The organism is Roseococcus sp., assembly GCF_965227005.1.
Classification (GTDB): domain Bacteria; phylum Pseudomonadota; class Alphaproteobacteria; order Acetobacterales; family Acetobacteraceae; genus Roseococcus.
This window is the reverse complement of the sequence record NZ_CBDDFJ010000003.1, coordinates 48,891-69,212: the sequence shown is the minus strand read 5'-3', so window position 1 is coordinate 69,212 and position 20,322 is coordinate 48,891. Positions and strand designations below refer to the sequence as shown.

Below are 20,322 nucleotides of genomic sequence, written 5' to 3'. Positions count from 1 at the left end.
ACGCCAGCCTAGGCCTGACGTTCGAGGACGGCGCAGAAGAAGCCGTCGGTGCCGTGCGCGGCCGGGGAGAGCAGCATGTGCTGTCCCTGCATCGGCGGATCGCCCGCGAGGCCGGCCGCCGGCCAGGCCGCGGCGAGCGGCACGGCGCGAAACGCCGGATGAGCCTCCAGGAACCGCTCGACCTGCAATTCGTCCTCCTCGGGCAGCAGCGAACACGTCGCGTAGACGAGCCTACCGCCAGGACGGACGAGATGTGAAGATGTTACGAGAATTTCACGTTGCTTCTCAACCAGCTCGGCGAGGTCCACCGCCCCCGTGCGCGAGCGCGCATCGGGATTGCGGCGCCAGGTGCCGGTGCCGGTGCAGGGGGCGTCCACCAGCACGCGGTCGAACTGGCCCGCGCGGCGCTTCACCCAGCGGTCGCCCGATTCCAGCAGATGCGTCTCGGCATTGTGGACGCCGGCGCGGCGGAGGCGCTTGTTGGCCCCCTCCAGCCGAGGGGCGGAGACGTCGCAGGCGGTGACGCGGCCCTGGTTGTTCATGGTGGCGGCCATGGCGAGCGTCTTGCCCGCGGCCCCCGCGCAATAATCGGCAACCCGCATGCCGGGCGCGGCGCCGACCAGGGCAGCGATGAGCTGGCTACCCTCGTCCTGCACCTCGATGAGGCCGGACTTATAGGCGGCGGTGCCGGTGATGGGCGTCCGTCCGGGCATCCGCAGGCCCCAGGGCGAATGCGGCGTGGTCTCGGAGGCGAGGCCCTCGGCGCGGAGCGCCCGCTGGGCCTCCTCGCGCGTGCCCTTGAGGATGTTCACCCGCAGGTCGAGCGGGGCATTGGCCTCCATCGCGGCGGCCTCGGCCTCCAGGCGCTCGCCGAAGCGCGCGGCCAGGCCGGGCAGGGCCCATTCGGGGAGGTTCAGCCGGGCGAAATCGGGCATCTCCTTGCCCATCAGCGGCTTGCCCACGAGGCGATCGGCCACGCCCATCTCGCCCGCATCCAGCGGCCCGGCGGAATAGCGCCCGGCGTCGAAGAGCTTGCCGGCCTCGCCGGGCTTGCGCTTCTCGACCAGCAGCAGATAGGCGAGCGCCAGCAGGCGGGGCGTCAGCCGCGCGCCGGTCTGCGCGATCCACCATTCCAGCCGCAGCCGCTGCCTGAGCACGCCCCAGGCGAGGTCGGACACCGCCCGGCGGTCGCTGCCGCCGATATAGCGGCGCGAGCGGAAGAAATCGGCGCCGATCGCATCGGCGGGACGGCGAGGCTGGTCGAAGACCGCGTGCAGCAGGTCGATCGCGGCGGAAAGCCGCCCTTCGGGTGTCACTTCAATAGCTCCGCTAGGCCTGCGAGATCCGGCAGGCTCGGGACGCCGGCAGCTGCCAGCCCGTATTCGTCAGGTGCGCCCGCGCGGTTCACGCGCAGGCAGCGAAAGCCGGCGGCATGGGCCGCCTGCGTGTCCCAGGGATTGGCCGAGACAAAGACTATCCGCCCCGCCGGCAGGCCCAGCCGCGTCTCGGCCAGGGCATAGACGCGGCGGTCCGGCTTGAAGACGCCCACCGCCTCGACCGAGAGCAGCGCGTCGATCTGCGGGGCGAGACCGGCATTCCCGAAGGCGTCGGCCAGCATCATCGGCGAGCCGTTGGAGAGCACCGCCGCCCGCAACCCGTCCGCGCGAAGGGCGCGCAGCATCGCCGGCACCTCCGGATAGGGGGAGAGCAGGCGATAGGCGTCCAGCAGGGTGGCGATGAAGGCGGCATCGTTCACGTCGTAGCGCGCGCAGACGAAGCGCAGCGCATCCACCGTGCAGGCCCAGAAATCCTGGTGGCGCGCGGGGCCGGTCAGGCTGCGCACCCAGCTGTATTCCAGCTGCTTGGTCCGCCATTCCCGCGAGAACTCGCCGGCCAGCGGCCCCAGCCGGTCGGCATGGCGCGCGACCGCGGAATGCACGTCGAGCAGGGTGCCATAGGCGTCGAAGACCACCGCCTCGACCTCGCGCCCCGGCTTCTCCTTCGATCGCCAGGGCGCGAGCGGTTCAACCATCGTTGCGGTAGTTCGGCGCCTCGCGCGTCACCGCGACGTCATGCACGTGGCTCTCGCGCAGGCCGGCATTGGTGATGCGCCGGAAGCGCGCGTTCTTCTGCAGGTCGGCGATGGTGGCGCTGCCCGTATAGCCCATGGCGGCCTTGAGCCCGCCGACGAGCTGATGGATCACATTGCCGACCGGACCCTTGTAGCCGACGCGGCCTTCCACGCCCTCGGGAACCAGCTTGAGCTGGTCGGTCACCTCGGCCTGGAAGTAGCGATCGGCCGAGCCGCGCGCCATGGCGCCCAGCGAGCCCATGCCGCGATACGACTTGTAGGAGCGGCCCTGGTAGAGGAACACCTCGCCCGGCGCCTCGTCCGTGCCGGCGAAGAGGCTGCCCATCATCACGCATTCCGCGCCGGCCGCGATGGCCTTGGCGATGTCGCCCGAGCTGCGGATGCCGCCATCGGCGATCGCCGGCACGCCGGCCTCGCGCGAGGCGGCGGCGCATTCCATCACGGCGGTCAGCTGGGGCACGCCCACGCCGGCCACGATGCGCGTGGTGCAGATGGAGCCCGGCCCGATGCCGATCTTCACCGCATCCGCGCCCGCCTGGATCAGCGCCAGCGCGCCCTCGGGCGTCGCCACGTTGCCGGCGATGATCTGCACCGTGTTGGACAGGCGCTTGATGCGCTCGATCGCCGCCAGCACGCCGCCGGAATGGCCATGCGCGGTGTCGACGACGATGACGTCCGCCTCGGCCTCGACCAGCGCCTCGGCGCGCTTGATGCCGTCCTCGCCCACGCCCGTCGCGGCAGCCGCGCGCAGGCGGCCCATCGCGTCCTTCACGGCGTTGGGATGCTCCTCGGACTTGTCCATGTCCTTGACGGTGATGAGGCCCACGCAGCGGCCCTGCTCGTCCACCACCAGCAGCTTCTCGAGCCGGCGCTTGTGCAGCATCGTGCGCGCCTGTTCGGCCGAGACGTTCTGCGGCGCGGTGACGAGGTTCTCGCGCGTCATCAGCTCGTAGACGCGCTGGTTGGGGTCGGTGGCGAAGCGCATGTCGCGATTCGTGATGATGCCCACCAGCCGGCCCGAGCCGGGCTCGACGACCGGGAAGCCGCTGATGCGGTGGCGCGCCTTCAGCTCCAGGATCTCGGCGAGCGTCTGGTCGGGGTTCACCATGACCGGGTTTACGACCATGCCGCTCTCGAACCGCTTCACCTGGCGGATCTGGTCGGCCTGCTCGGCAGGGGTCATGTTCTTGTGGATGACGCCGATGCCGCCGCGCTGGGCCATGGCGATGGCCATGGGCGCTTCGGTCACGGTGTCCATCGCCGCGGCGATGAGCGGGATGTGGAGCGATATCTCGCGGGTCAGACGCGTGCGCGTGTTCGTCTGTCCGGGAAGCACGGTCGAATAGGCCGGCAACAGGAGGACGTCGTCGAAAGCATAAGCTTCGGCGATACGAATCGGTTCAGCGAAATCGAGGGCTGCCATGGCGGGGGACCTTTCGGGCGGTCAGTCGACCTTGGCGTGCGTCCTTAACCTTGCAAGAGGACGGCGTCCAGCGAGGAGATGGGGAGGAGCGCGCGTCCCTCCCCTGCGTCTGGCGCGGAACCTAGGGGCGGAACCCCTGGGCGACCACGTAGAGCTCGCTGCTCTCCTTGCGGCTGGCGGGCGGCTTGGCGTGCTGGACCTTGGTGAAATGCTGCCGCAGGCGCTCGAGCATCTCCTTCTCGGAGCCGCCCTGGAAGACCTTGGCGACGAATCCGCCGCCCGGCGCCAGCACCTTCACCGCGAATTCGAGCGCGAGCGCGGCCAGGTCCATGATCCGCAGATGGTCCGTCGGGCCATGGCCGGTCGTGTTGGGCGCCATGTCCGACAGCACGAGGTCGGCCTTGCCGCCGAGGGCGGCGAGCACCGCCTTCTCGACGTCATTGTCCTGGAAGTCGCCCTGCAGGACGATGGCGCCGGGCAGGCCGTCCATCGGCAGGAGGTCCAGCGCGACGATCTCGCCGCGCTCGTCCAGCGCCCGCAGCACGACCTGCGTCCAGCCGCCGGGCGCGGCGCCGAGGTCGACCACGCGCTGGCCGGCCTTGAGCAGCTTGAAGCGCTCGTTCAGCTCGGTGAGCTTGAAGGCCGCGCGGCTGCGATAGCCGGCCGCCTGGGCCGCCTTCACATAGGGGTCGTTGAGCTGGCGCGAGAGCCAGCGCTGGCTCGCATTGCTGCGGCCGCGTGCGGTCTTGAGGTTGGAGTGGGTTCCGCGCGGGCCGGGACCACCGCTCCCGGACCGGCTCGTGGTTTTGGTCATGGGGAGGCGTTTAGAGCATGATCGTCGAAGGCGGTATCGCGGAAGACGCGAATCATTCTTTCAGCTGGCTCAATTGCGCCAGACGCTCCGGTCACCCCGCATCAGGCGCATGAGCATCCCCTCGCGCAGGCCGCGATCGGCCACCGTGAGCGAGCTGACCGGCCAGAGCCTGCGGATCGCGGCATAGACGGCGCAGCCCGGCAGCACGAAATCCGCCCGCTCCGGCCCGATGCAGGGATGGGCGGACATGCCCGAGCGCCCCATGGCGAAGAGCTCGGCCAGGGCGTCATCGGCCGCCTCGGTGCACAGCCGCGTGCCGTCCACCAGCTGGCGGCGGTATTTGGGCAGGTCCATCACGACGCCGGCCAGGGTCGTCACCGTGCCGGAGGTGCCGATGAGGCGCACGCCGCCGCGGCGGATCTCCTGGCCGATGCAGTGCAGCCGGTCGAAGCTCACGAGCCGGGCGTGGATGTCCTCCACCACGGCCTCGAAGCCATGGAGGGTGAAGCAGTCGCCGCCCTCGCGCTCGGCCAGGGTCACGACGCCGCAGGGGATGGAGAGATAGCCGATGAGCTCGGGCCGGGGGCCGGTGCGAATCCAGGCGATCTCGGTGCTGCCGCCGCCGATGTCGAAGAGAATGGCGCGGCGGTCCTCGGTCTCGAGCAGGGGCGCGCAGCTTTCCATCGCGAGCTCAGCCTCCTCGCGCGGGGTGATGATGCGCGGGCGCAGGCCGGTCTCCAGCGCGGCGCGGGCGAGGAAGGCGGCGCCATTGGCCGCACGGCGGCAGGCCTCGGTGGCGACGGCGGCCAGGCCGCGCACGGGGCGGCGGTGCAGCCGCTCGGCGCAGGCGGACAGCGCGGAGATGGTGCGGTCCATCGCCGCGTCGGAAAGCTCGCCCGAGCCGGCCAGGCCCTCGCCGAGGCGCACGATTCGCGAAAAGCTGTCGACCACGCGGAAGCCCTGGCGCGTGGGCGCGCCGATCAGCAGCCGACAGTTGTTCGTGCCCAGATCCAGCGCCGCGAAGAGGGCCGGGGGAGGGCCTTGATGCCCGTAGGAGGAGTGCAGAGCGGTCATCGGGGGACTGACTCGTTCGGGGTGCGTGTCTGGCATGATCATGATGCATCGCTGATATCGCAAGCTTTATTGCGGGGGGTTGGCAGGCCGCGAGGCCGATGCTATTGCCCCGGCCAGCCGAGCGGTAACGCTTTGGGGGATAGTTTAACGGTAGAACTTCCGACTCTGACTCGGACAGTCTTGGTTCGAATCCAGGTCCCCCAGCCAGCTCGCTGACGCCTTTGTGATCGCGGCCCTTCTACCGGGGGCCGCATCACGAGGCCCCTCCGGGCCAGGCGCCCTCCCTCTTCATCGTACCAAGTAGTTCGTCCTCCGGATGCGCGTTCCGCATCGCCGGATAACGATCATTTCATGCCTGAATCCGCCATTTTCCGAACAGATCGTTGTGGGACGTCACGGATACGCCGATAGATTCGGTCGTCGACCGTATCGGTCGATGGAATGGGGGAAATTTCCATGCGTCGTCATTTAATTCTTTCTGCCGTGCTTCTGATGGGCGCTGCGATGCCGGCATTCGCGCAGTGCGATACCAGCATTCGCGTCGTCAACCGCTCGAACGCCGTCGTGAACGAGCTCTATTTCAACCCGACGCGCCTCTCCAGCTGGGGTCCGGATCGTCTGGGTGCCAACGTCCTCGCCCCCGGCGCCTCCAGCAACTACCGCCCGTCGCCCGGCGGCAATTATGATTTCAAGGCGGTCTTCGCCAATGGCCGCGAAGTCGAGCGCCGTGGCCTGAACCTGTGCGAGGTCAGCACGGTGACGATCAGCGGCAACGGCATCTCGGCGGAATAAGCCGAAAGCCGAGGGTGGAGCGGCGCGCGCCCCAAGGCCGCGCCGCCTCTGCTTCGCGACGTCACCTGTAAAATCCGCCTTTACGTCACCCTCGATCCAGGCTTCGCTCCCCTCCGGTGCCGAGGCGCCCAAGAAGAATTCGCGCACACGGCCCGTCATCGAAATCCGAGCGAGGTCCGCATGCGTCGACTGATCTGTTCCGCCGCCCTCTGCGCCCTGGCCTGGTGGCCGGCCGCCCAGGCCCAGACCCAGGCCCAGACATTTCCCGTTCCGGGCCGGCCGATCTCCATCCTCTACGGATTTCCCGCCGGCACCCCCGGCGATGTCTATCTCCGCCTTTCCGCGCCGCGCCTCTCGGCCGCGCTCGGCGTGCCCGTCACGGTCGAGAGCCGCGTGGGCGCCACCGGCAATATCGCCGCCGAGGCCGTGGCACGCGCGCCGGCGGACGGGCATACGGTGCTCCTCGCCACCACCAGCCTCACGGCCACGAACCCGCTGCTGCTGCACATGCCCATCGACCCGATGCGGGACCTGCTACCGGTCATGCGCGTCTTCGATGCGCCCAATGCCTTCACCGTAAGCACGGCGGCGCGGCCGCAATACACCGACTGCAAGGCCGTGATGTCCGCCCTGCGCGCCGCGCCGGGCCGGCTGAACTATGCCAGCAGCGGCATCGGCGCCTCCACCCATCTGGCCGCCGCGCAATTCCTGCAGGCGACCGGGCTGGAGGCGCAGCACATTCCCTATCGCGGCGGCCCGGCGGCCATGGTCGCGCTCTACCAGGGTGATGTGGATTTCTTCTTCTACCAATCGGGCACGGTGGTGGAGGACATGCGCGCCGGGCGCGTGCGCATCCTGGGCATCACCTCGGCCGCGCGGCATCCGCAGCTCCCCGAGATACCCACCGTCGCCGAGGCCTGCGACCTGCCGGGCTTCGTCAGCACCACCTGGCACGGGCTGATGGTCCCCGCCGGCACGCCCGGGGTGGCGGTCACCCGGCTCGCCCAGGAATTCGCGAAGGTCAACGCCGCGCCCGAGATCCAGGCGCGGCTGGTGGCGCTCGGCCTCACGCCATTGGTGAGCGACCCGGCCGAGATGCAGGCCACGACCGAGCGCGACATTCGCAGCTGGGGCGAGGTGGTGCGTCGTGCCGGGCTGCGGCGGGAATAGCCAAGGCCGTCGAAAGCCAAGGCCACGAAGCCAGGCCTCCCCGCGCCGGGCATGTTCCGTCCCCTCGATGGGCGCCCCATCGGCGCGGCCGATCAAGGCCATCGCGTAATTGTCCTTTGCCAGGCCCGGCCGTCACGCCAGAGTGCGGTCTCACAGTAAAAAAATTCGGGAGGCGGTACATGCCTGAAATCGAAACCGGCGATATTCTGTTCATGGACAACGCGACCGCCGGCCATATCGGCATGGCCTATTCGGCGTCTACCGTCATCCACGCGCAGATGAAGGGGAATTTCCACAAATCCAATAATGATCAGTATGATACGAAGAAACAGGAAGCCATGCCGAGCATGGCGAACATGGCCGGCGTCATGGTCTTTCGCCCGCCCTGGGCCAAATGCAATAACGCTGAGGCGCGCAAGGCCGAGCTCCAGAAGGTGGCCGATGCGATTTCGCTCGGGGCGAAATACGGCGCCTATCGGGCTATCCGTCTGTTGATCGGCTCCTCTGAGTTCGGTCCCGACGCCTATGGGCGCTTCATGAAATACCGCGAGCGCTACAACAAGACGAAAGGCACGCCCAATCTCTTCGGAGAGGCCGGGAAGGAAGTGATCAAGACCGTCACCTGTTCGGAGGCGGTGATCGTCACCTACCAGCTGACCTTTCCGTTGGAGGAAAGCCCTTTCTTCATCCGTCTCGATGGGGCCCATGCCATGCCTCGGACGCTCCGGGATTGGCTTAAGATCAATGGCTGGACCCACGTCACCTAGAGCCTTCTCCGTTCGCAAGGGCTCACTGCGCAGGCTCTAGCCATTTGTTTTTACGAGCATCTTTATCCGGTCAGACGATTCCGTCTGGTCGGATGATGCTCTATCGCTCTGACCTGATGGGAAGATGCTCGGAAAACAACAGGTTGGAGCTTTTTGACGTGAGCCTCTTCGATCGGAAAAAGCTCTAGGCTGGCGGGAGGTCGGTGAACCCTTCGGCCTCGCTCAGTGCCGGCGGGGCGCCGGCCGGCAGCGGGATGCGATGCGCGTTCAGCGCGACCGAGACCATGCCGTAGAAGCCGATCAGCGCCGTCAGCTCCACCGCGCCGCGCTCGCCCCAGCGGGCCAGGATGGCGGCATAGGCGGCGTCGTCCGGCTCGCCCTTCACCTGGATCTGCCGGGCGAACTCATAGACCTCGCGCTCCTCGGCCGCCTGGATTGGCGGGGGCGCGGCGACGCGGATCGCCTCGACGATCGCGACATCCAGCCCGGCCTTCACCGCTGCCGCGCCATGGACGTGGAACTCGACCTGGCTGTTCCAGCGGCGCCCCACCACGATGATGGCGAGCTCCGCCAATTTCGGCGGCAGCACCGTGCGGTTGCGCAGCGTGTCGCCGAGACGCCACCAGGCCTCGGCGAGTTCGGGGCTGTGGATATTGGCGCGCTGCGGGCCGTTCATGCTGCGCGTCGGGCTGGCGATGATGCGGTCATAGAGATCGCGCTGCGCGGTGTTCATGGCCTCGGGCGCGGGGAGGGGGAGGCGGGGCGGCTTCATGGCTGGATATTCCGTTCGCGGAAGATGGGCGTCCAATAGGCCTGCTCCTCGGCGAGGAAGGCGCCGAATTCGGCCGCGCCGGTGAAGCGCGGCTCCAGGTCGTCCTCGGTGAAGGCGCGGCGCGCCTCGTCCACCCCGGCGAGGCTCCGGAACGCCTCCTCCAGCCTGCTCTGCGCGGCCTGCGGCGTCCCGGCGGGAGCGAGGAAGCCGTACCAGGTGCGGGCCACGACATCGAGGCCGGCCTCGGTGAGCGTGGGCACCTGCGGCGTCAGCAGCGAGCGCCGCGTGCCGCTGGAGGCGATGGCGACCAGCGCGCCGGAGGTCGCGGGGCCGCCGGCCGTCGCGGTGAAGACGGCATCGAGATTGCCGGCCAGCAGATCCGTCAGCGAAGGGCCGGAGCCGCGATAGGGAACGTGAATGATCTCCACGCCGGCACGGGCGGCGAAGAGCTCGGCCGCGACATGCGGCGTCGAGCCCACGCCGGAGGAGCCGAAGCGCAGGCCTCCGGGCCGGGCGCGGGCGGCGGCCAGGAAAGCGGGGACATCGCGCGCGCCGAGGCTGGCGCGGGTGTAGAGCGTCATGCCGCCCACGCCGGCGAGGGAGATGGGCGTGAGCGAGCGCGGATCATAGGGAAGGTCGCGCATCAGCAGCGGATTGCTGACCAGGCCGAAGCTGGCCATCAGGATCGTATGCCCGTCGGGCACGGCCCGCGCGACCATGGCCGCGCCGATGGAGGCCCCGGCGCCGGGGCGGTTGCTGATGACGATGGGCTGGCCCCAGGCCTCGCGCAGCGCCGCGACCATGGCGCGCACATAGCGGTCGGCGGGGCCGCCCGCCGCATAGGGCACGACGATCTCGACGGGGCGGGAGGGGAAGGCGGGTTGGGCCAAAGCCGGCCCAGGGGCGAGCGCCGCCGAGGTGGCGAGGAAGATCCGTCGTTGCATGGCGCGCTTTCCCGATTATTGCCGCCGATCCTGAACGGGTGGCGGCGGCACGGCAATCGACCGGCCCGCGACAGCAGGATCGCCGCGGGCGGAATCACCGGATGGGTGAATCCCGCCCCGCAACCGCGCGCCGCGGCTTTGGCGGTTCTATCGCGCCTGTTGCAGCGCGGCCGCGAAGCCGAGACGGTCGAGCAGGCGGTCGATCGCCTGGTTCATCGTCCGCAGCATGAGCGCATGCAGCCCTGCCGGATCGGCGAAGACGCCCGTGTCGAGCGCCAGGATGCTGCCCTCGACGTTGTTCACGTTCTCCTTGTCCTGCCAGAGCACGCGTCCGCTGCTGCGTTCGCGCAGGACCAGCTCCAGTTCGGCGGTGGCTTCCAGCCGGACGTAGCGATTGGCGACGAACTCCCGCAGGGTGATCTCGATCTCGACGCGCGGATCCTGCGGCGCGAGCCAGCCGCGCGCGGCCAGGGCGGCGTCGAAAGCGGTTTGCACGGCCTGGTCCAGCGGGCGGTCGGCGTTCAGCGTCTTCAGGGGATTGCCGTAGCCCCCGCGAATGGTGCCGATCCAGATGGGATCCTCGCCGCCCGTGCCGCGCAGATTGCGGACGTTGGCGGTGCGCGCGATGGGGCCGGGCGGCTGGTTCGGCGCCACGGCGACGGTCGGCGCATAGGGCATCGGGAACTGGGTCGTGCCGCAGGCCCCTAGGCTGAGTGCGAGTAAGATCGTGGCGAGACGGCGCATGCATTTCCTCCAGGTTAGTATTTGTTGAAGGACGGCATGGCATCATTTATCCCAGGTATCAAACAATGCCAGGGAGTGCATGTATTGTGTGGATAAAAGTCTATTACTGAATAAGTTAAGCGCCACGACCTTGGCCTTCATGCGCTGCAGGGTTGTCCCCGTGTCGGATTCCGTGACGTAGAGCTTGCGACCATCCGCCCCGAAGCAGAGGTTCGTCGTGGACAGCCCGCGCGGCAAGCGCAGCCGCAGCACCGGTTTGCCGAGTCTGGTTGGCGCGCGTCACCGCCAGCAGCATGTGCCGCCCGTCGGGCGCCCGCGGAACGAGGCGAAGCATCGCGCCGAGGGCCTCGCTCTGCCGGACCAGACGCGCGAGGACCTGGCGAAGGTCGCGGGCGAATACGGGGTGGCGCTGCCGGCGGGCTGGTAGCTCAGCCCGGCAGCACGGCCGCCAGTACCCGCGCGAAGTTGCCGCCCATCAGCTTCTTCGTGCCCTCCGCGTCGAAGCCCACCTCCAGCAGCGCCTGGGCGAGATCGGGCGCGACCGCGTAGTCCTCGAAGGCGCTGCGTCCGAGCAGCCCCAGCATGTCGCTGCCCACGCCCACATGGTCCACGCCCACCGCATCCACCATGCGGGCGATGCTCTCAGCGTAGCGGCGCGGCGTCGGATTGTCGCCCACCAGCGGCCAGATGCCGACCACGCCGCCGGTCTGCGCCACCACGCGCGCATGCTCGGCCGGGATGAGGCGGCTGAAGGGGCGCGGCTGGCGCGTCAGCGCGGTGTGGGAGAGGTTGATCGGCTTGCTGGTCACCTCGGCCGCCCGGCGCACCATCGGCAGCGTCGCATGCGCGACGTCCACCAGGATGCCGAGGCGGTTGCAGGCGCGCACCACCTCCACGCCGAAATCGGTGAGGCCATTATGCACGGCGCTGACCGTCTGGATGTCGCCCAACTCGTTCACATGATAATGCGTGAGCTGCAGGTGCCGCAGCTTCTGCTCGCGAAAGGCCCACTCGAGCCGGTCGATCCGGCCCTCCATGAAATCGCCGCCCTCGGATTCCACGAGGATGGCCGGCGGCGCGCCGGGCCGCATCTGGCGGGCGAGGCCGGCCTTGTCGGTGACGATCGTCAGCCCCTCCTGCGCGACCAGCCGGTGCAGCCGCGCGAAGGCCCGTTGGCCATGCGCCCAGAGCTCGCCCGGCGCCGGCTGGCGATAGGGCTGGATGAAGCCGCCGGAGACGCGGATCACCGGGCTGTCGGGCACGATGGCCAGCGAGACCAGCGACATGCCGCCCGCGCGCATGGGCGCGGCCAGGGGCAGGAAGGCGCGATCGGGATCGGACGGCCGCAGGATGACGCGCCCGGCATGGCTGTGCAGGTCCATGGGCGAGGCGGCGTCGACGAGCGCGCGCCCGGCGCCGGCGGCCGTCTGCGCGCGGGCGGCGCGCGGCGCGGCGCAGAGCAGGGGCGCGGCGGCGAGCAGGGCGCGCCGGTTCAGCCAGGGACCGCCCGTCACGCGCGCGGCGACCGTGGCCGCCTCGATGCGCCAGCGCCAGGGCTCAGCCTCGGGCAGGTTGCGCCAGATGCCGCTGACGCGGATCGAGCGGCTCTTCGGCGCGCTGCCGTCGAGCAGGACCTCGACGGTGCTCTCGGGCTGCGGCCGGCAGCCGATGCAGCAGCCCGCTTCGGCGACCAGAAGCAGGCGTCCGTCCGGCGCGTCCTCGAGCGGGAAGACCTCGCCCTCCAGCGTGACCGTCTCGCCGTCTCGCGGAAGGGCGCCGCGGAACAGCCCGGCCCAGTTCAGCGTCATGTCATTCCGAGCTCCCTTGCCTGGATCTGCAAGGCCAGAACCTTCGAATAGATGCGGCTCTGCGCCAGGCTTCCGGCGGTGAACCATAGCCCGTCCTGCCCGGTCGGGCGCCACATGTTGCGCAGCTCGCCATCCTCGCCGAAGCCCCAGACGGGACCGATGCGATCGGCGATCGCGCCGCCGAGGAAGTGTCGCACCACCTCCTGCTGGTTGAGGTAGCCGGTCGCCGTCACCAGCAGCTCGGCTGGCACGAGGGAGCCGTCGCGCAGCCGCGCGCCCCCGGCCACGAAGCGCTCGATGTCGGAGAACTGCAGCAGGCCGATCCGCCCGTCCACGATCATGTCCGAGGCGCCGACATTGAAGTAGTAGCCGCCGCCGCGCTGGAGATATTTCATCTGGAAGCCGGTGTCGTCGGGGCCGTAATCGAGACGGAAGCCGCGCGTCTCCAGCGCCTCCAGCAGCGGTTGGTCGACCTTGCGCGAATGCGCGGTCGAGAGCTGGTAGCCATGCTTCATCACCGCGAAGGGCGTGGCCATGGCCAGCAGGTCGCAATCCTCGAAGGGGATGCCCTCGGCATAGATGGAATAGACGCGCTGCGCCTCGCGGATGCCGACCACGTAGGTCGGGCTGCGCTGCACGATGGTAACCTTCGAGCCGCTGGCCGCGAGGTCCTGCGCCACGTCGTGGCCGCTATTGCCGCTGCCGAGCACCAGGGTCGGGCGGTCCTTCCAGGCCGCGCCCTCTGTATAGGCGCCCGAGTGCAGGACGGTGCCCTCGAACTCCTCCAGGCCGGGTAGGCGGGGCTTCACCGGAATGCTGCTGACGCCGGTCGCGAAGACGATGTGGCGCGGCTTCATCTCGCGCTCGGAGCCGTCCGCGCGGCGGACCTTCACGCGCCAATGCCCGCCCGCCTCGTCGTAATCGCCGCCGAGGAAATCCGTCCCGGTCCAGACGTTGAGCTCCATCGCCTCGGCATAGGCCTCGAACCAATGCGCCAGCTTGTCCTTGGGGATGAAGACCGGCCAGGTCGGCGGGAAGGGCATGTAGGGCAGGTGGTTGACGTGCACCTCGTTGTGCAGCGTCAGCGCGTGGTAGCGCTTGCGCCAGTTGTCGCCGATGCGCTGCTGGCGGTCGACGATCAGCGTGTCGATGCCCAGCGCCCCCAGCCGCGCGGCGATGCCCAGCCCCGACTGCCCTGCGCCGATGACCAGCACGGCCGGCTCGCGGTCCTCGTAAAGCTGGCGGCGCAGGCGCTTGTCGAGCCAGTTCTCGCCGCCGAAGTCGCGCTGGTAGTCGGCCTCGCCCGCGCCGGCGCGGTTGAGCTGTTCCTCATGGCCGCGGATGGCGTCGAGCGTGGTCAGCAGCACCCAGGCGCGGGGCCCGGCCGGCGTGGCGACGAGGCGCAGCACGCCCTCGCAGGGTCCGGTCGCGGTCTCGAAGGCGAAGAGGGCCTCGATGCATTCGCGGCCCGCGCGCTTCACCCGGCGCGGCGGCGTGCGCGTCTCGCTGAGACGCAGGCCGCGCGGGGCGATGCGGGGCAGCGTCCCGGCGAGCCGCGCGGCGATCTCCGGGGCGCCGTTGACGGTGTGGATGTCCCACCCGAAGGCCAGAACGTCGCGCCAATGCCCATCGGGCAGGAACAGGGCGGCGGCGGCCGCATGGTCGCCGTCGGTCAGGGCGGCGGCGAAGGCTTCCAGCCATTCGGCGGCATCCGTGCGGGCCGGGCGGTCCATGGCGTTCATGGCGGCGTTTCCTCGATGATTTCCGGCCAGCCGACCGGACGTCTCCCCGGCTGTCAACCGTGGGCGGGGCCGCGCGCCGCAACCCGTCTGCGTAGTTTTCCTGAATGGTACGGCTGGAGAACTTTCTCTACTTGAGATGAGTCGCCAAAAAACGGCAGGGAAACGCAAAAGTGAGCGATGTCCGGGTCGCCCGGGCCAGGCGCTGGGACCTGATCTGGGGTCTCTGGCTGGCCTTCCTCCTCGTGGTCGTGCCCACCCTGGCCTGGGTCCAGCACCTCGTGGCCGCGGCCGAGGCGGGGCGCTGGTGGCTGTGCCTGCTGGGAGGCCTGGTCTTTCCCATCGGCATCGGGAACGGCCTGGGGATCTGGCTCGGCTTCTGGCCCTGAAGGGCTCGGAATCGACAAAGGCCGCCGGCTTGCGCCGACGGCCTCCGAAGCGAGGTTCCGTAGCGGAGGAGCCGCTCAGCCGACCTCGAAGAGCTCCACGTCGAAGACCAGCGTGGCGTTCGGCGGGATGACGCCGCCCGCGCCGCGCGCGCCATAGCCCTTCTCCGGCGGGATCACGAGGCGGCGCTGGCCGCCGACCTGCATGCCCTGCACGCCCTCGTCCCAGCCCGCGATCACCTGGCCCGCGCCCAGATTGAAGCGGAAGAGATCGCCGCGATCGACCGAGCTGTCGAACTTGCGGCCCTTGTTGTCGGCCGCGGCCTCATCGAAGAGCCAGCCGGTGTAATGGACGGCCACGGGCTTGCCGGCGACGGCGGTGTCGCCCGTGCCCAGCTTGATATCGGTCATTGTCGTGTCTTTCCGTGAATGGCGTCGGGCCGGCTCACCGAGCCGGATGGCCTCAACGTGGCGCAATTTCCGAGATACGCAACTGCGTGGGCACGCCCGAGCCGCGGCCGTAATGGCCGATCCAGATGTCGTACTGACCCGAGAGCGGGTTGTTCAGCACCACGCCGGGATCGGTGCCCTTGAAGTCGTCGTTGCAGACCCACCGCCCGTTGGGCAGGTTGATGACCAGCGTCACATCCGCGTTCGAGGTGGCGGCGAGATAAAGCGGGAAGCCGCCTGCGCGGTAGTTCAGCCGCACATCCGGCGGATCGGCGATGGAGCCGACGCAGCCCGGCCCGCCGATGCGCTCGGCGGGGATGTTTCCGCCCGCCGTCACGTTCACGACATAGGGATCGGGCGCGAAATTCGCGGTGAGATTCACCGTGCCGAAGGTCGGCCGGCGGTTGTAGTTCTGCGCAACGACACTGCCCGCCGTGATGGCCAGCACGGCGGCCGAGACGGTCATGATTTTCGGGAACACATACGCCTCCGGATGAATATTCGCCCGAGAGGCTCCCTTTTCATGCCCCCGCGCGCAATCGGAAATTTGTCCCGTTTGTAATGTCGTCAGCGCGCCTCGGACCGCCAGGCGACGATCGCCACCCCCAGCAGCAGCGGCAGCATCAGCCAGGGCGGCAGCAGCGGCAGGGCCGCGATGCCCGTGACGGTGTGGTCCTCGCGGCGGCGCAGCCCGACCCAGCCCGAGCCCTGGGCGTCGCGCCCGGCCGAGACGCTGCGGATCTCGGGCACCGCCGCGCCGTCGCCGAACCAGCGCGCCGCGCCGCCGGTGGCGTTCACCAGCGCCTGCACGCGGGTGGGGTCGGCGCGCAGATCGGCGAATTCCGGAGGGTTGGCCGGCATTGCGGCGGCGAAGGCCTGGCGGCGCCCGTCGCTCACCTGCCACAGCCCCGGCGCGGCGGCCGGCGCCTCGGCGGAAGCGCGGCCGCCACCGGCATTGGCCAGGGGCATCCGGCTGGTCGTGCCGTCGGGGGCGGTGATGGTGATCTCGGGCGGGGCGCCGGAATCCAGGCTGCGGCGGTTCACCATCAGCCGCCCGGCCTCGATCCGCGCGGTGAGGTCCTCCTCCTCCAGCTCCGGCTCGCGCATGAGCCAATGGGCGGTGCGGCGCAGCAGCTCCTGCTGCGGCCCGCCGCCGTCATGCCCGCGCGACCAGAGCCAGATATGGTCCGAGAGCATGAGCGCCACGCGGCCCTGGCCCACCCGGTCCAGCACCAGCAGCGGTGCGCCCCCGGGGCCCTCCATGACGGTGCTGCCGGACCGCGCCTCGGTGCGGATGGTGCGGTACCAGCGGCCCCAGCTCGCCTCGGCGGTCTCGGTATTGGCGCCGGGCAGCCCTTCGGTGACGGGATGGCGGGTCCCCGCGCCGGAGATGCGCGGGCGGAAGGCCTGATCGAGGATCGCCTGGCCGCTGGCCGGCCGCGCCGGCAGCACGGTCCCGAGCGGGGTGGCGGCGAGGCTGGTCGCCCCCACGAATTCCGGCCCCACCGAGACCAGCATGGCCCCGCCGCCGCGCACATATTCGGCGATGTTGCGCAGATAGCTCGGCGGCAGGATGCCGCGATTGGCGAAGCGGTCGAAGACCACGAGGTCGAATTCGCGCAGCTTCACCTGGAAGAGCTCGCGCACGGGGAAGGCGATCAGCGCCAGCTCGTTGAGCGGCGTCAGGTCGTCCTTTTCCGGCGGACGCAGGATGGTGAAGTGGACGAGGTCCACGCCCGGATCGGCCTTGAGCAGCCGCCGCCAGGTCCGCTCGCCCGCATGCGGCTCGCCGGAGACGAGCAGCACGCGCAGCCGGTCGCGCACGCCGTTGATGGCGACGACGACGCGGTTGTTCACCTCCGAGACCTCTCCGGGCCGCGTCTCGGCCACGAGGTCGATGACGGAGGGGCCCGCGCGCTCGATGGGCAAGGTGATGCGGTGCTCGCGCCCGATCGGCACGCTTTCCGTAATCGGGGCCTGGCCGTCGCGCCGCAGGGTCAGCTGCGCCTGACCCGTCTGGGTCGGCACGCCGAGGTCCTCCACGATCAGCCGCAGCTCCACGCTTCGTCCGACGATGCCGAAGCCCGGCGCTTCCAGCAGGCGGATGCGGCGGTCCACCTCGCCCTGGCGGCCGGGCATGAGCAGATGCAGCGGCACGCCCTCGGCCGGCGCCCAGCCCGCGCCATCGGCCGGCACGTCGTGGATCTGGCCGTCGGAGAGCAGCAGCACCCCCGCCAGACGCGCGGCGGGAATATCGGCGAGCGCCTGTTCCAGCGCGGCGAAGGCGCGAGTGCCCTGGTTGCCGCCCTCGGGGATGTCGACGACGCGCAGCTCCACCTCGCGCAGGCGGCCGATCCGCGCCTCGATCTGGCGGCGGGCGGCCTCGATGGCGGCGGCGTGGCCGGCGGCGGCGAAGGTGCTGTCGCTGCGGTCCACCAGCAGCAAGGCGATGTCCGGCCGCGTCTCGCGCGTCTGCTCGATCAGGCGCGGCTGCGCGAGCGCGCCGAGCACGAGCAGGAAGGCCAGGGCGCGCCACCAGGTGCCGCGCGCGCGGCGCAGCACGGCCGGGACCAGCGCCAGCAGGCAGAGCAGGCCGAGCGCGCCGATCAGCCAGAGCGGCAGGATGGGCGCGAGGTCGAAGCCGAAGGCGGTCTGCATCAATTGCCCAGCCTCTCGAGGATGGCGGGCACGTGCACCTGGTCGCCCTTGTAGTTGCCGGTGAGGGCGTACATCACGAGGTTCGCGCCGAAGCGATAGGCCAGCATGCGCTGCCGCGCCCCGCCGGGAACGGCGGCATGGAGGTTCTGGCCGCGCGCATCCACGGCCCAGGCGCCGGCCCAGTCATGGCCGCCGATCACCACCTGGCTCACGCTGTCATTGGCGCGGTCCTGCTCGCGGCTCACCCAGACGGTGCCACCCGCGAAGCGCCCCGGCAGCTCGGCCAGCAGGTAGAAGGCGCGGCGCAGGACGTGCTCCTCCGGCACGGGCATGAGCGGGGGGATGGCGAGGCCCTGCGTCACCCGCCGCAGCGCCGTCCGCGCGCCGGGGGAAAAGCCCTCGCCCGACCCCTCGTCGCGCGTGTCGAAGAGGATGATGCCGCCATTGCGCATGAAGCCGTTGAGCGCGCCGACCGCCTCGGGGCTGAGCGCCGTCGCGTCGGGGCGGACGGTGAAGTAGAGCAACGGATAGATGCTGAGGTCGTCGCGCCCGGGCGTGACGCCGGCCGGCTCGGCCAGGGCGGCGGCGGTGCGGCGGTTCACGAAGTCCGACAGCCCGGTGAGGCCCTGGCGCATGGTCTCGTCGACGCCGCTATCGCCGGTCACGACATAGCCCAGCCGCGTGACGAGGGCGGGCAGCGCCGCCTCCTGGGCCTGGGCAGCGCCGCCCATCAGCACGAAAGCGACGGCGGCCGCGCGGGCGAGGCTCAGCAATCCGCGCAGCCGCAGCGAGGCCAGCAGGTCGATCGCCAGGATCGCCAGCGCCCCCGCCATCAGCCAGGGGCCGAGGTCGCGCTCGGGTGGGATGCCGGCGATGGTCCGCTGCGCCGTACCCGAGGGCGGGTTCGCGTGCAGCCGGGGCGCGGGCAGCGTGTCGCCGAGATTGAGCGCGCGGCGGAAGCCCTCGCCGCCCGAGGTGCCGTACCAGCCGGGCGGGTTGCGCGCCGAGGGCACGGCCTCGCCGCTGGCGGGGATGGCCTGCGCGCCGGGCGGCGGCGGGACGAGCCGGCCGAAGCCGTCCAGCGCCTCCAGCGGGGCGAGGGCGCCTTCGCCCTCCTGGCCGGAGACGCCCGAGGAGAGCGCCACCAGCCGGCGCAGCATGCTCACGAAGAGGCCCGAGAGCGGCAGGTCCGACCATTCGGCCGTGGCCGTGACGTGGAAGAGCACGATGCGTCCCTGGCCGCGCGTCTCGGCGGTGACCAGCGGCGTGCCGTCCGTCAGCTTCGCCCAGACCTTGTCGGCCAGGCGCGGCGAGGGCTCGGCCAGGACCTGGCGCTCGACGCTGATCTCGGCGGGCACGGGCAGGCCGGCGAAGGGCGAGCCCTCGGGGAAGGGCGCGAGATGCTGCGGCTGCTCCCAGGAGAGCGAGCCGCCCAGCTGGCGTTCGGCCCGCAGCTGCACGGGCAGGAGCGCATCGGGATGCTCGGCCAGCCGCGCGCCGGCGAAGCGGATCAGCATGCCGCCGCGCTCGACGAACTGGGTGAGCGCGGTCGTCTCCGGGCCTTCCGCGACCGGGCGGTCGGCCAGGATCAGCACCGAGAGCGGGCGGGCCAGCAGCCGGTCCACCTCGCCGCGGCGCAATTCGGAAAAGGGGTTGAGGGCGCGCTCCAGGTAGAAGAGGTCGCCGATCAACGGAGCGTCGGCCGCCGTCTCCTCCGCGCCGGGCAGCAGCCCTACGGGTCGGCGGCGGAAGCGCTCGTCCAGCAGGACCACCCCGCCCGGGCCGGCCTCGTCGGCGAGGTCCAGGCGATAGACGCGGTTGCGGATCTCGGTGGGCAGTTCCAGCACGGCCTCGGCCTGGGTCTCCCCCGCGCCGAGCTGGAAGGTGGCGCGCGCGAGCGCCCGTCCGTCCTGCGCGCGGGCGATGACCTGGGCCTCGCCCGGCGCGTTCACGGGCGATTGGCGCAGCGTCAGCATCAGCCGGTCGCCCTCGGTGCGCGGCGGGGCGAGCAGGCGCACCGGCCGCGTCTCGGCCCGCGCCAGGGTCAGCGTGCCGCCCGCCGCCAGCCGGGCCATGAAGGCCTCGGCCGTGTCGTCGGCGCGATGGGCGATGCCGTCCGAAAGATAGAGCGCGGAAATCCGTTCCGACCGGTTCCAGTTCTCCAGCGCGGCCAGGGCCGCCTGGCGGTCCGGTGGCCAGGAGCGCGGGCGCAGGGCCGCCAGGCGGGAGGCCAGATCGGCGGCCGGCATGGGGCCGATCACCCTCGGCGGCGCGGCGCCCTCGCCGGGGGCGGTGGTCAGCAGCGCGGCCGGGCGGTTCTCGCGCCCCGCGCGGTCCAGCTCGGATTGCGCGATCGCCACCCGCAGGGGCCAATCGGGGCCCGAGGCCCAGCCATCGTCCAGCACGAGCAATAGCGTGCCCTCGCCGGCATCCGCGCCGGTCGGGCCCAGGACGGGACGCGCCAGGCCCAGGATCAGCAAGGCGGCCGCCGCGATGCGCATCAGCAGCACCCACCAGGGCGTGCGCGCGGGCGTCTCCTCGGCGATGGGCAGGTCGCGCAGAAGCATCGCGGCCGGGAAGTCCATGCGGCGGGGCTGCGGCGGGGTGACGCGCAGCAGCCACCACAGCGCAGGCAAGGCGGGCAGGGCCAGGAGCAGCCACGGGGCGGCGAAGGTGATCATTCAGACGC

General features: G+C 70.6%; 19 protein-coding genes and 1 tRNA gene. 6 read left to right on the top strand and 14 right to left on the bottom strand.

Annotation, left to right across the window (positions count from 1 at the left end; all coding sequences use genetic code 11):
* Positions 1–8 precede the first annotated feature (8 nt).
* The 5 genes from ACO057_RS00540 to ACO057_RS00520 form a co-directional block, all read right to left on the bottom strand.
* Positions 9–1,316, bottom strand: a complete 1,308-nt coding sequence (locus tag ACO057_RS00540; RefSeq protein ID WP_421988396.1) for an RsmB/NOP family class I SAM-dependent RNA methyltransferase — start codon at positions 1,314–1,316, stop codon at positions 9–11.
* Positions 1,313–2,032, bottom strand: coding sequence for a haloacid dehalogenase type II (locus tag ACO057_RS00535; protein ID WP_421988395.1), 720 nt, complete (start codon positions 2,030–2,032; stop codon positions 1,313–1,315). Before ACO057_RS00535 ends, ACO057_RS00540 begins: the two co-directional genes overlap by 4 nt.
* The gene (guaB, locus tag ACO057_RS00530; RefSeq protein WP_421988394.1) at positions 2,025–3,515 is read right to left on the bottom strand and encodes an IMP dehydrogenase; all 1,491 of its coding nucleotides are present in this window, start codon (positions 3,513–3,515) and stop codon (positions 2,025–2,027) included. The genes ACO057_RS00535 and guaB overlap by 8 nt, the downstream gene beginning before the upstream one ends.
* A gap of 121 nt (positions 3,516–3,636) precedes the next feature.
* A complete protein-coding gene (locus ACO057_RS00525) occupies positions 3,637–4,329 on the bottom strand; it encodes an RlmE family RNA methyltransferase (protein WP_421988393.1) in 693 nt (230 codons plus the stop codon).
* A 69-nt stretch (positions 4,330–4,398) separates the two neighbouring features.
* Positions 4,399–5,403 (bottom strand): Ppx/GppA phosphatase family protein, encoded by a 1,005-nt coding sequence (locus ACO057_RS00520; RefSeq protein ID WP_421988392.1) that lies wholly within the window; start codon positions 5,401–5,403, stop codon positions 4,399–4,401.
* Between the two features lie 133 nt (positions 5,404–5,536).
* Here ACO057_RS00520 and ACO057_RS00515 point away from each other — a divergent pair.
* From ACO057_RS00515 to ACO057_RS00500, 4 genes are all read left to right on the top strand, one after another.
* Positions 5,537–5,610: transfer RNA gene (locus ACO057_RS00515), tRNA-Gln, on the top strand.
* A gap of 249 nt (positions 5,611–5,859) precedes the next feature.
* Positions 5,860–6,195 carry a hypothetical protein gene (locus ACO057_RS00510; protein WP_421988391.1) on the top strand — a complete coding sequence of 112 codons (336 nt, stop codon included), beginning with the start codon at positions 5,860–5,862 and terminating at the stop codon, positions 6,193–6,195.
* Between the two features lie 180 nt (positions 6,196–6,375).
* Positions 6,376–7,365, top strand: coding sequence for a Bug family tripartite tricarboxylate transporter substrate binding protein (locus tag ACO057_RS00505; RefSeq protein WP_421988390.1), 990 nt, complete (start codon positions 6,376–6,378; stop codon positions 7,363–7,365).
* 179 nt (positions 7,366–7,544) lie between these two features.
* The gene (locus ACO057_RS00500) at positions 7,545–8,132 is read left to right on the top strand and encodes a hypothetical protein (protein ID WP_421988389.1); all 588 of its coding nucleotides are present in this window, start codon (positions 7,545–7,547) and stop codon (positions 8,130–8,132) included.
* Positions 8,133–8,316: 184 nt separating this feature from the next.
* Here ACO057_RS00500 and ACO057_RS00495 read toward each other — a convergent pair whose 3' ends face one another.
* The 3 genes from ACO057_RS00495 to ACO057_RS00485 form a co-directional block, all read right to left on the bottom strand.
* Positions 8,317–8,904, bottom strand: coding sequence for a carboxymuconolactone decarboxylase family protein (locus ACO057_RS00495; RefSeq protein ID WP_421988388.1), 588 nt, complete (start codon positions 8,902–8,904; stop codon positions 8,317–8,319).
* Positions 8,901–9,848 carry a Bug family tripartite tricarboxylate transporter substrate binding protein gene (locus tag ACO057_RS00490; RefSeq protein WP_421988387.1) on the bottom strand — a complete coding sequence of 316 codons (948 nt, stop codon included), beginning with the start codon at positions 9,846–9,848 and terminating at the stop codon, positions 8,901–8,903. The genes ACO057_RS00495 and ACO057_RS00490 overlap by 4 nt, the downstream gene beginning before the upstream one ends.
* 147 nt (positions 9,849–9,995) lie before the next feature.
* Positions 9,996–10,592, bottom strand: a complete 597-nt coding sequence (locus tag ACO057_RS00485; RefSeq protein ID WP_421988386.1) for a hypothetical protein — start codon at positions 10,590–10,592, stop codon at positions 9,996–9,998.
* 217 nt (positions 10,593–10,809) lie between these two features.
* Here ACO057_RS00485 and ACO057_RS00480 point away from each other — a divergent pair, with 217 nt between their 5' ends.
* Positions 10,810–11,019, top strand: a complete 210-nt coding sequence (locus tag ACO057_RS00480) for a hypothetical protein (RefSeq protein ID WP_421988385.1) — start codon at positions 10,810–10,812, stop codon at positions 11,017–11,019.
* 1 nt (position 11,020) lies between these two features.
* On the opposite strand, the gene ACO057_RS00475 is transcribed toward ACO057_RS00480, so the two are convergent.
* Positions 11,021–12,400 (bottom strand): dipeptidase, encoded by a 1,380-nt coding sequence (locus ACO057_RS00475; protein ID WP_421988384.1) that lies wholly within the window; start codon positions 12,398–12,400, stop codon positions 11,021–11,023.
* Positions 12,397–14,142 carry an FAD-dependent oxidoreductase gene (locus ACO057_RS00470; protein WP_421988383.1) on the bottom strand — a complete coding sequence of 582 codons (1,746 nt, stop codon included), beginning with the start codon at positions 14,140–14,142 and terminating at the stop codon, positions 12,397–12,399. The genes ACO057_RS00475 and ACO057_RS00470 overlap by 4 nt, the downstream gene beginning before the upstream one ends.
* Positions 14,143–14,312: 170 nt before the next feature.
* On the opposite strand from ACO057_RS00470, the gene ACO057_RS00465 reads away from it, so the two are divergent.
* A complete protein-coding gene (locus ACO057_RS00465) occupies positions 14,313–14,528 on the top strand; it encodes a hypothetical protein (protein WP_421988382.1) in 216 nt (71 codons plus the stop codon).
* Between the two features lie 75 nt (positions 14,529–14,603).
* Here ACO057_RS00465 and ACO057_RS00460 read toward each other — a convergent pair whose 3' ends face one another.
* The 4 genes from ACO057_RS00460 to ACO057_RS00445 all read right to left on the bottom strand — a co-directional run bounded on the left by ACO057_RS00460 (position 14,604) and on the right by ACO057_RS00445 (position 20,314).
* Positions 14,604–14,936 carry an FKBP-type peptidyl-prolyl cis-trans isomerase gene (locus ACO057_RS00460; RefSeq protein ID WP_421988381.1) on the bottom strand — a complete coding sequence of 111 codons (333 nt, stop codon included), beginning with the start codon at positions 14,934–14,936 and terminating at the stop codon, positions 14,604–14,606.
* 52 nt (positions 14,937–14,988) lie between these two features.
* Positions 14,989–15,456 carry a hypothetical protein gene (locus ACO057_RS00455; RefSeq protein ID WP_421988380.1) on the bottom strand — a complete coding sequence of 156 codons (468 nt, stop codon included), beginning with the start codon at positions 15,454–15,456 and terminating at the stop codon, positions 14,989–14,991.
* 86 nt (positions 15,457–15,542) lie between these two features.
* Positions 15,543–17,633 carry a hypothetical protein gene (locus tag ACO057_RS00450; RefSeq protein ID WP_421988379.1) on the bottom strand — a complete coding sequence of 697 codons (2,091 nt, stop codon included), beginning with the start codon at positions 17,631–17,633 and terminating at the stop codon, positions 15,543–15,545.
* Entirely contained in the window at positions 17,633–20,314 is a 2,682-nt protein-coding gene (locus tag ACO057_RS00445; RefSeq protein WP_421988378.1) for a DUF4159 domain-containing protein, read from the bottom strand. The genes ACO057_RS00450 and ACO057_RS00445 overlap by 1 nt, the downstream gene beginning before the upstream one ends.
* Between the last annotated feature and the right edge of the window lie 8 nt (positions 20,315–20,322).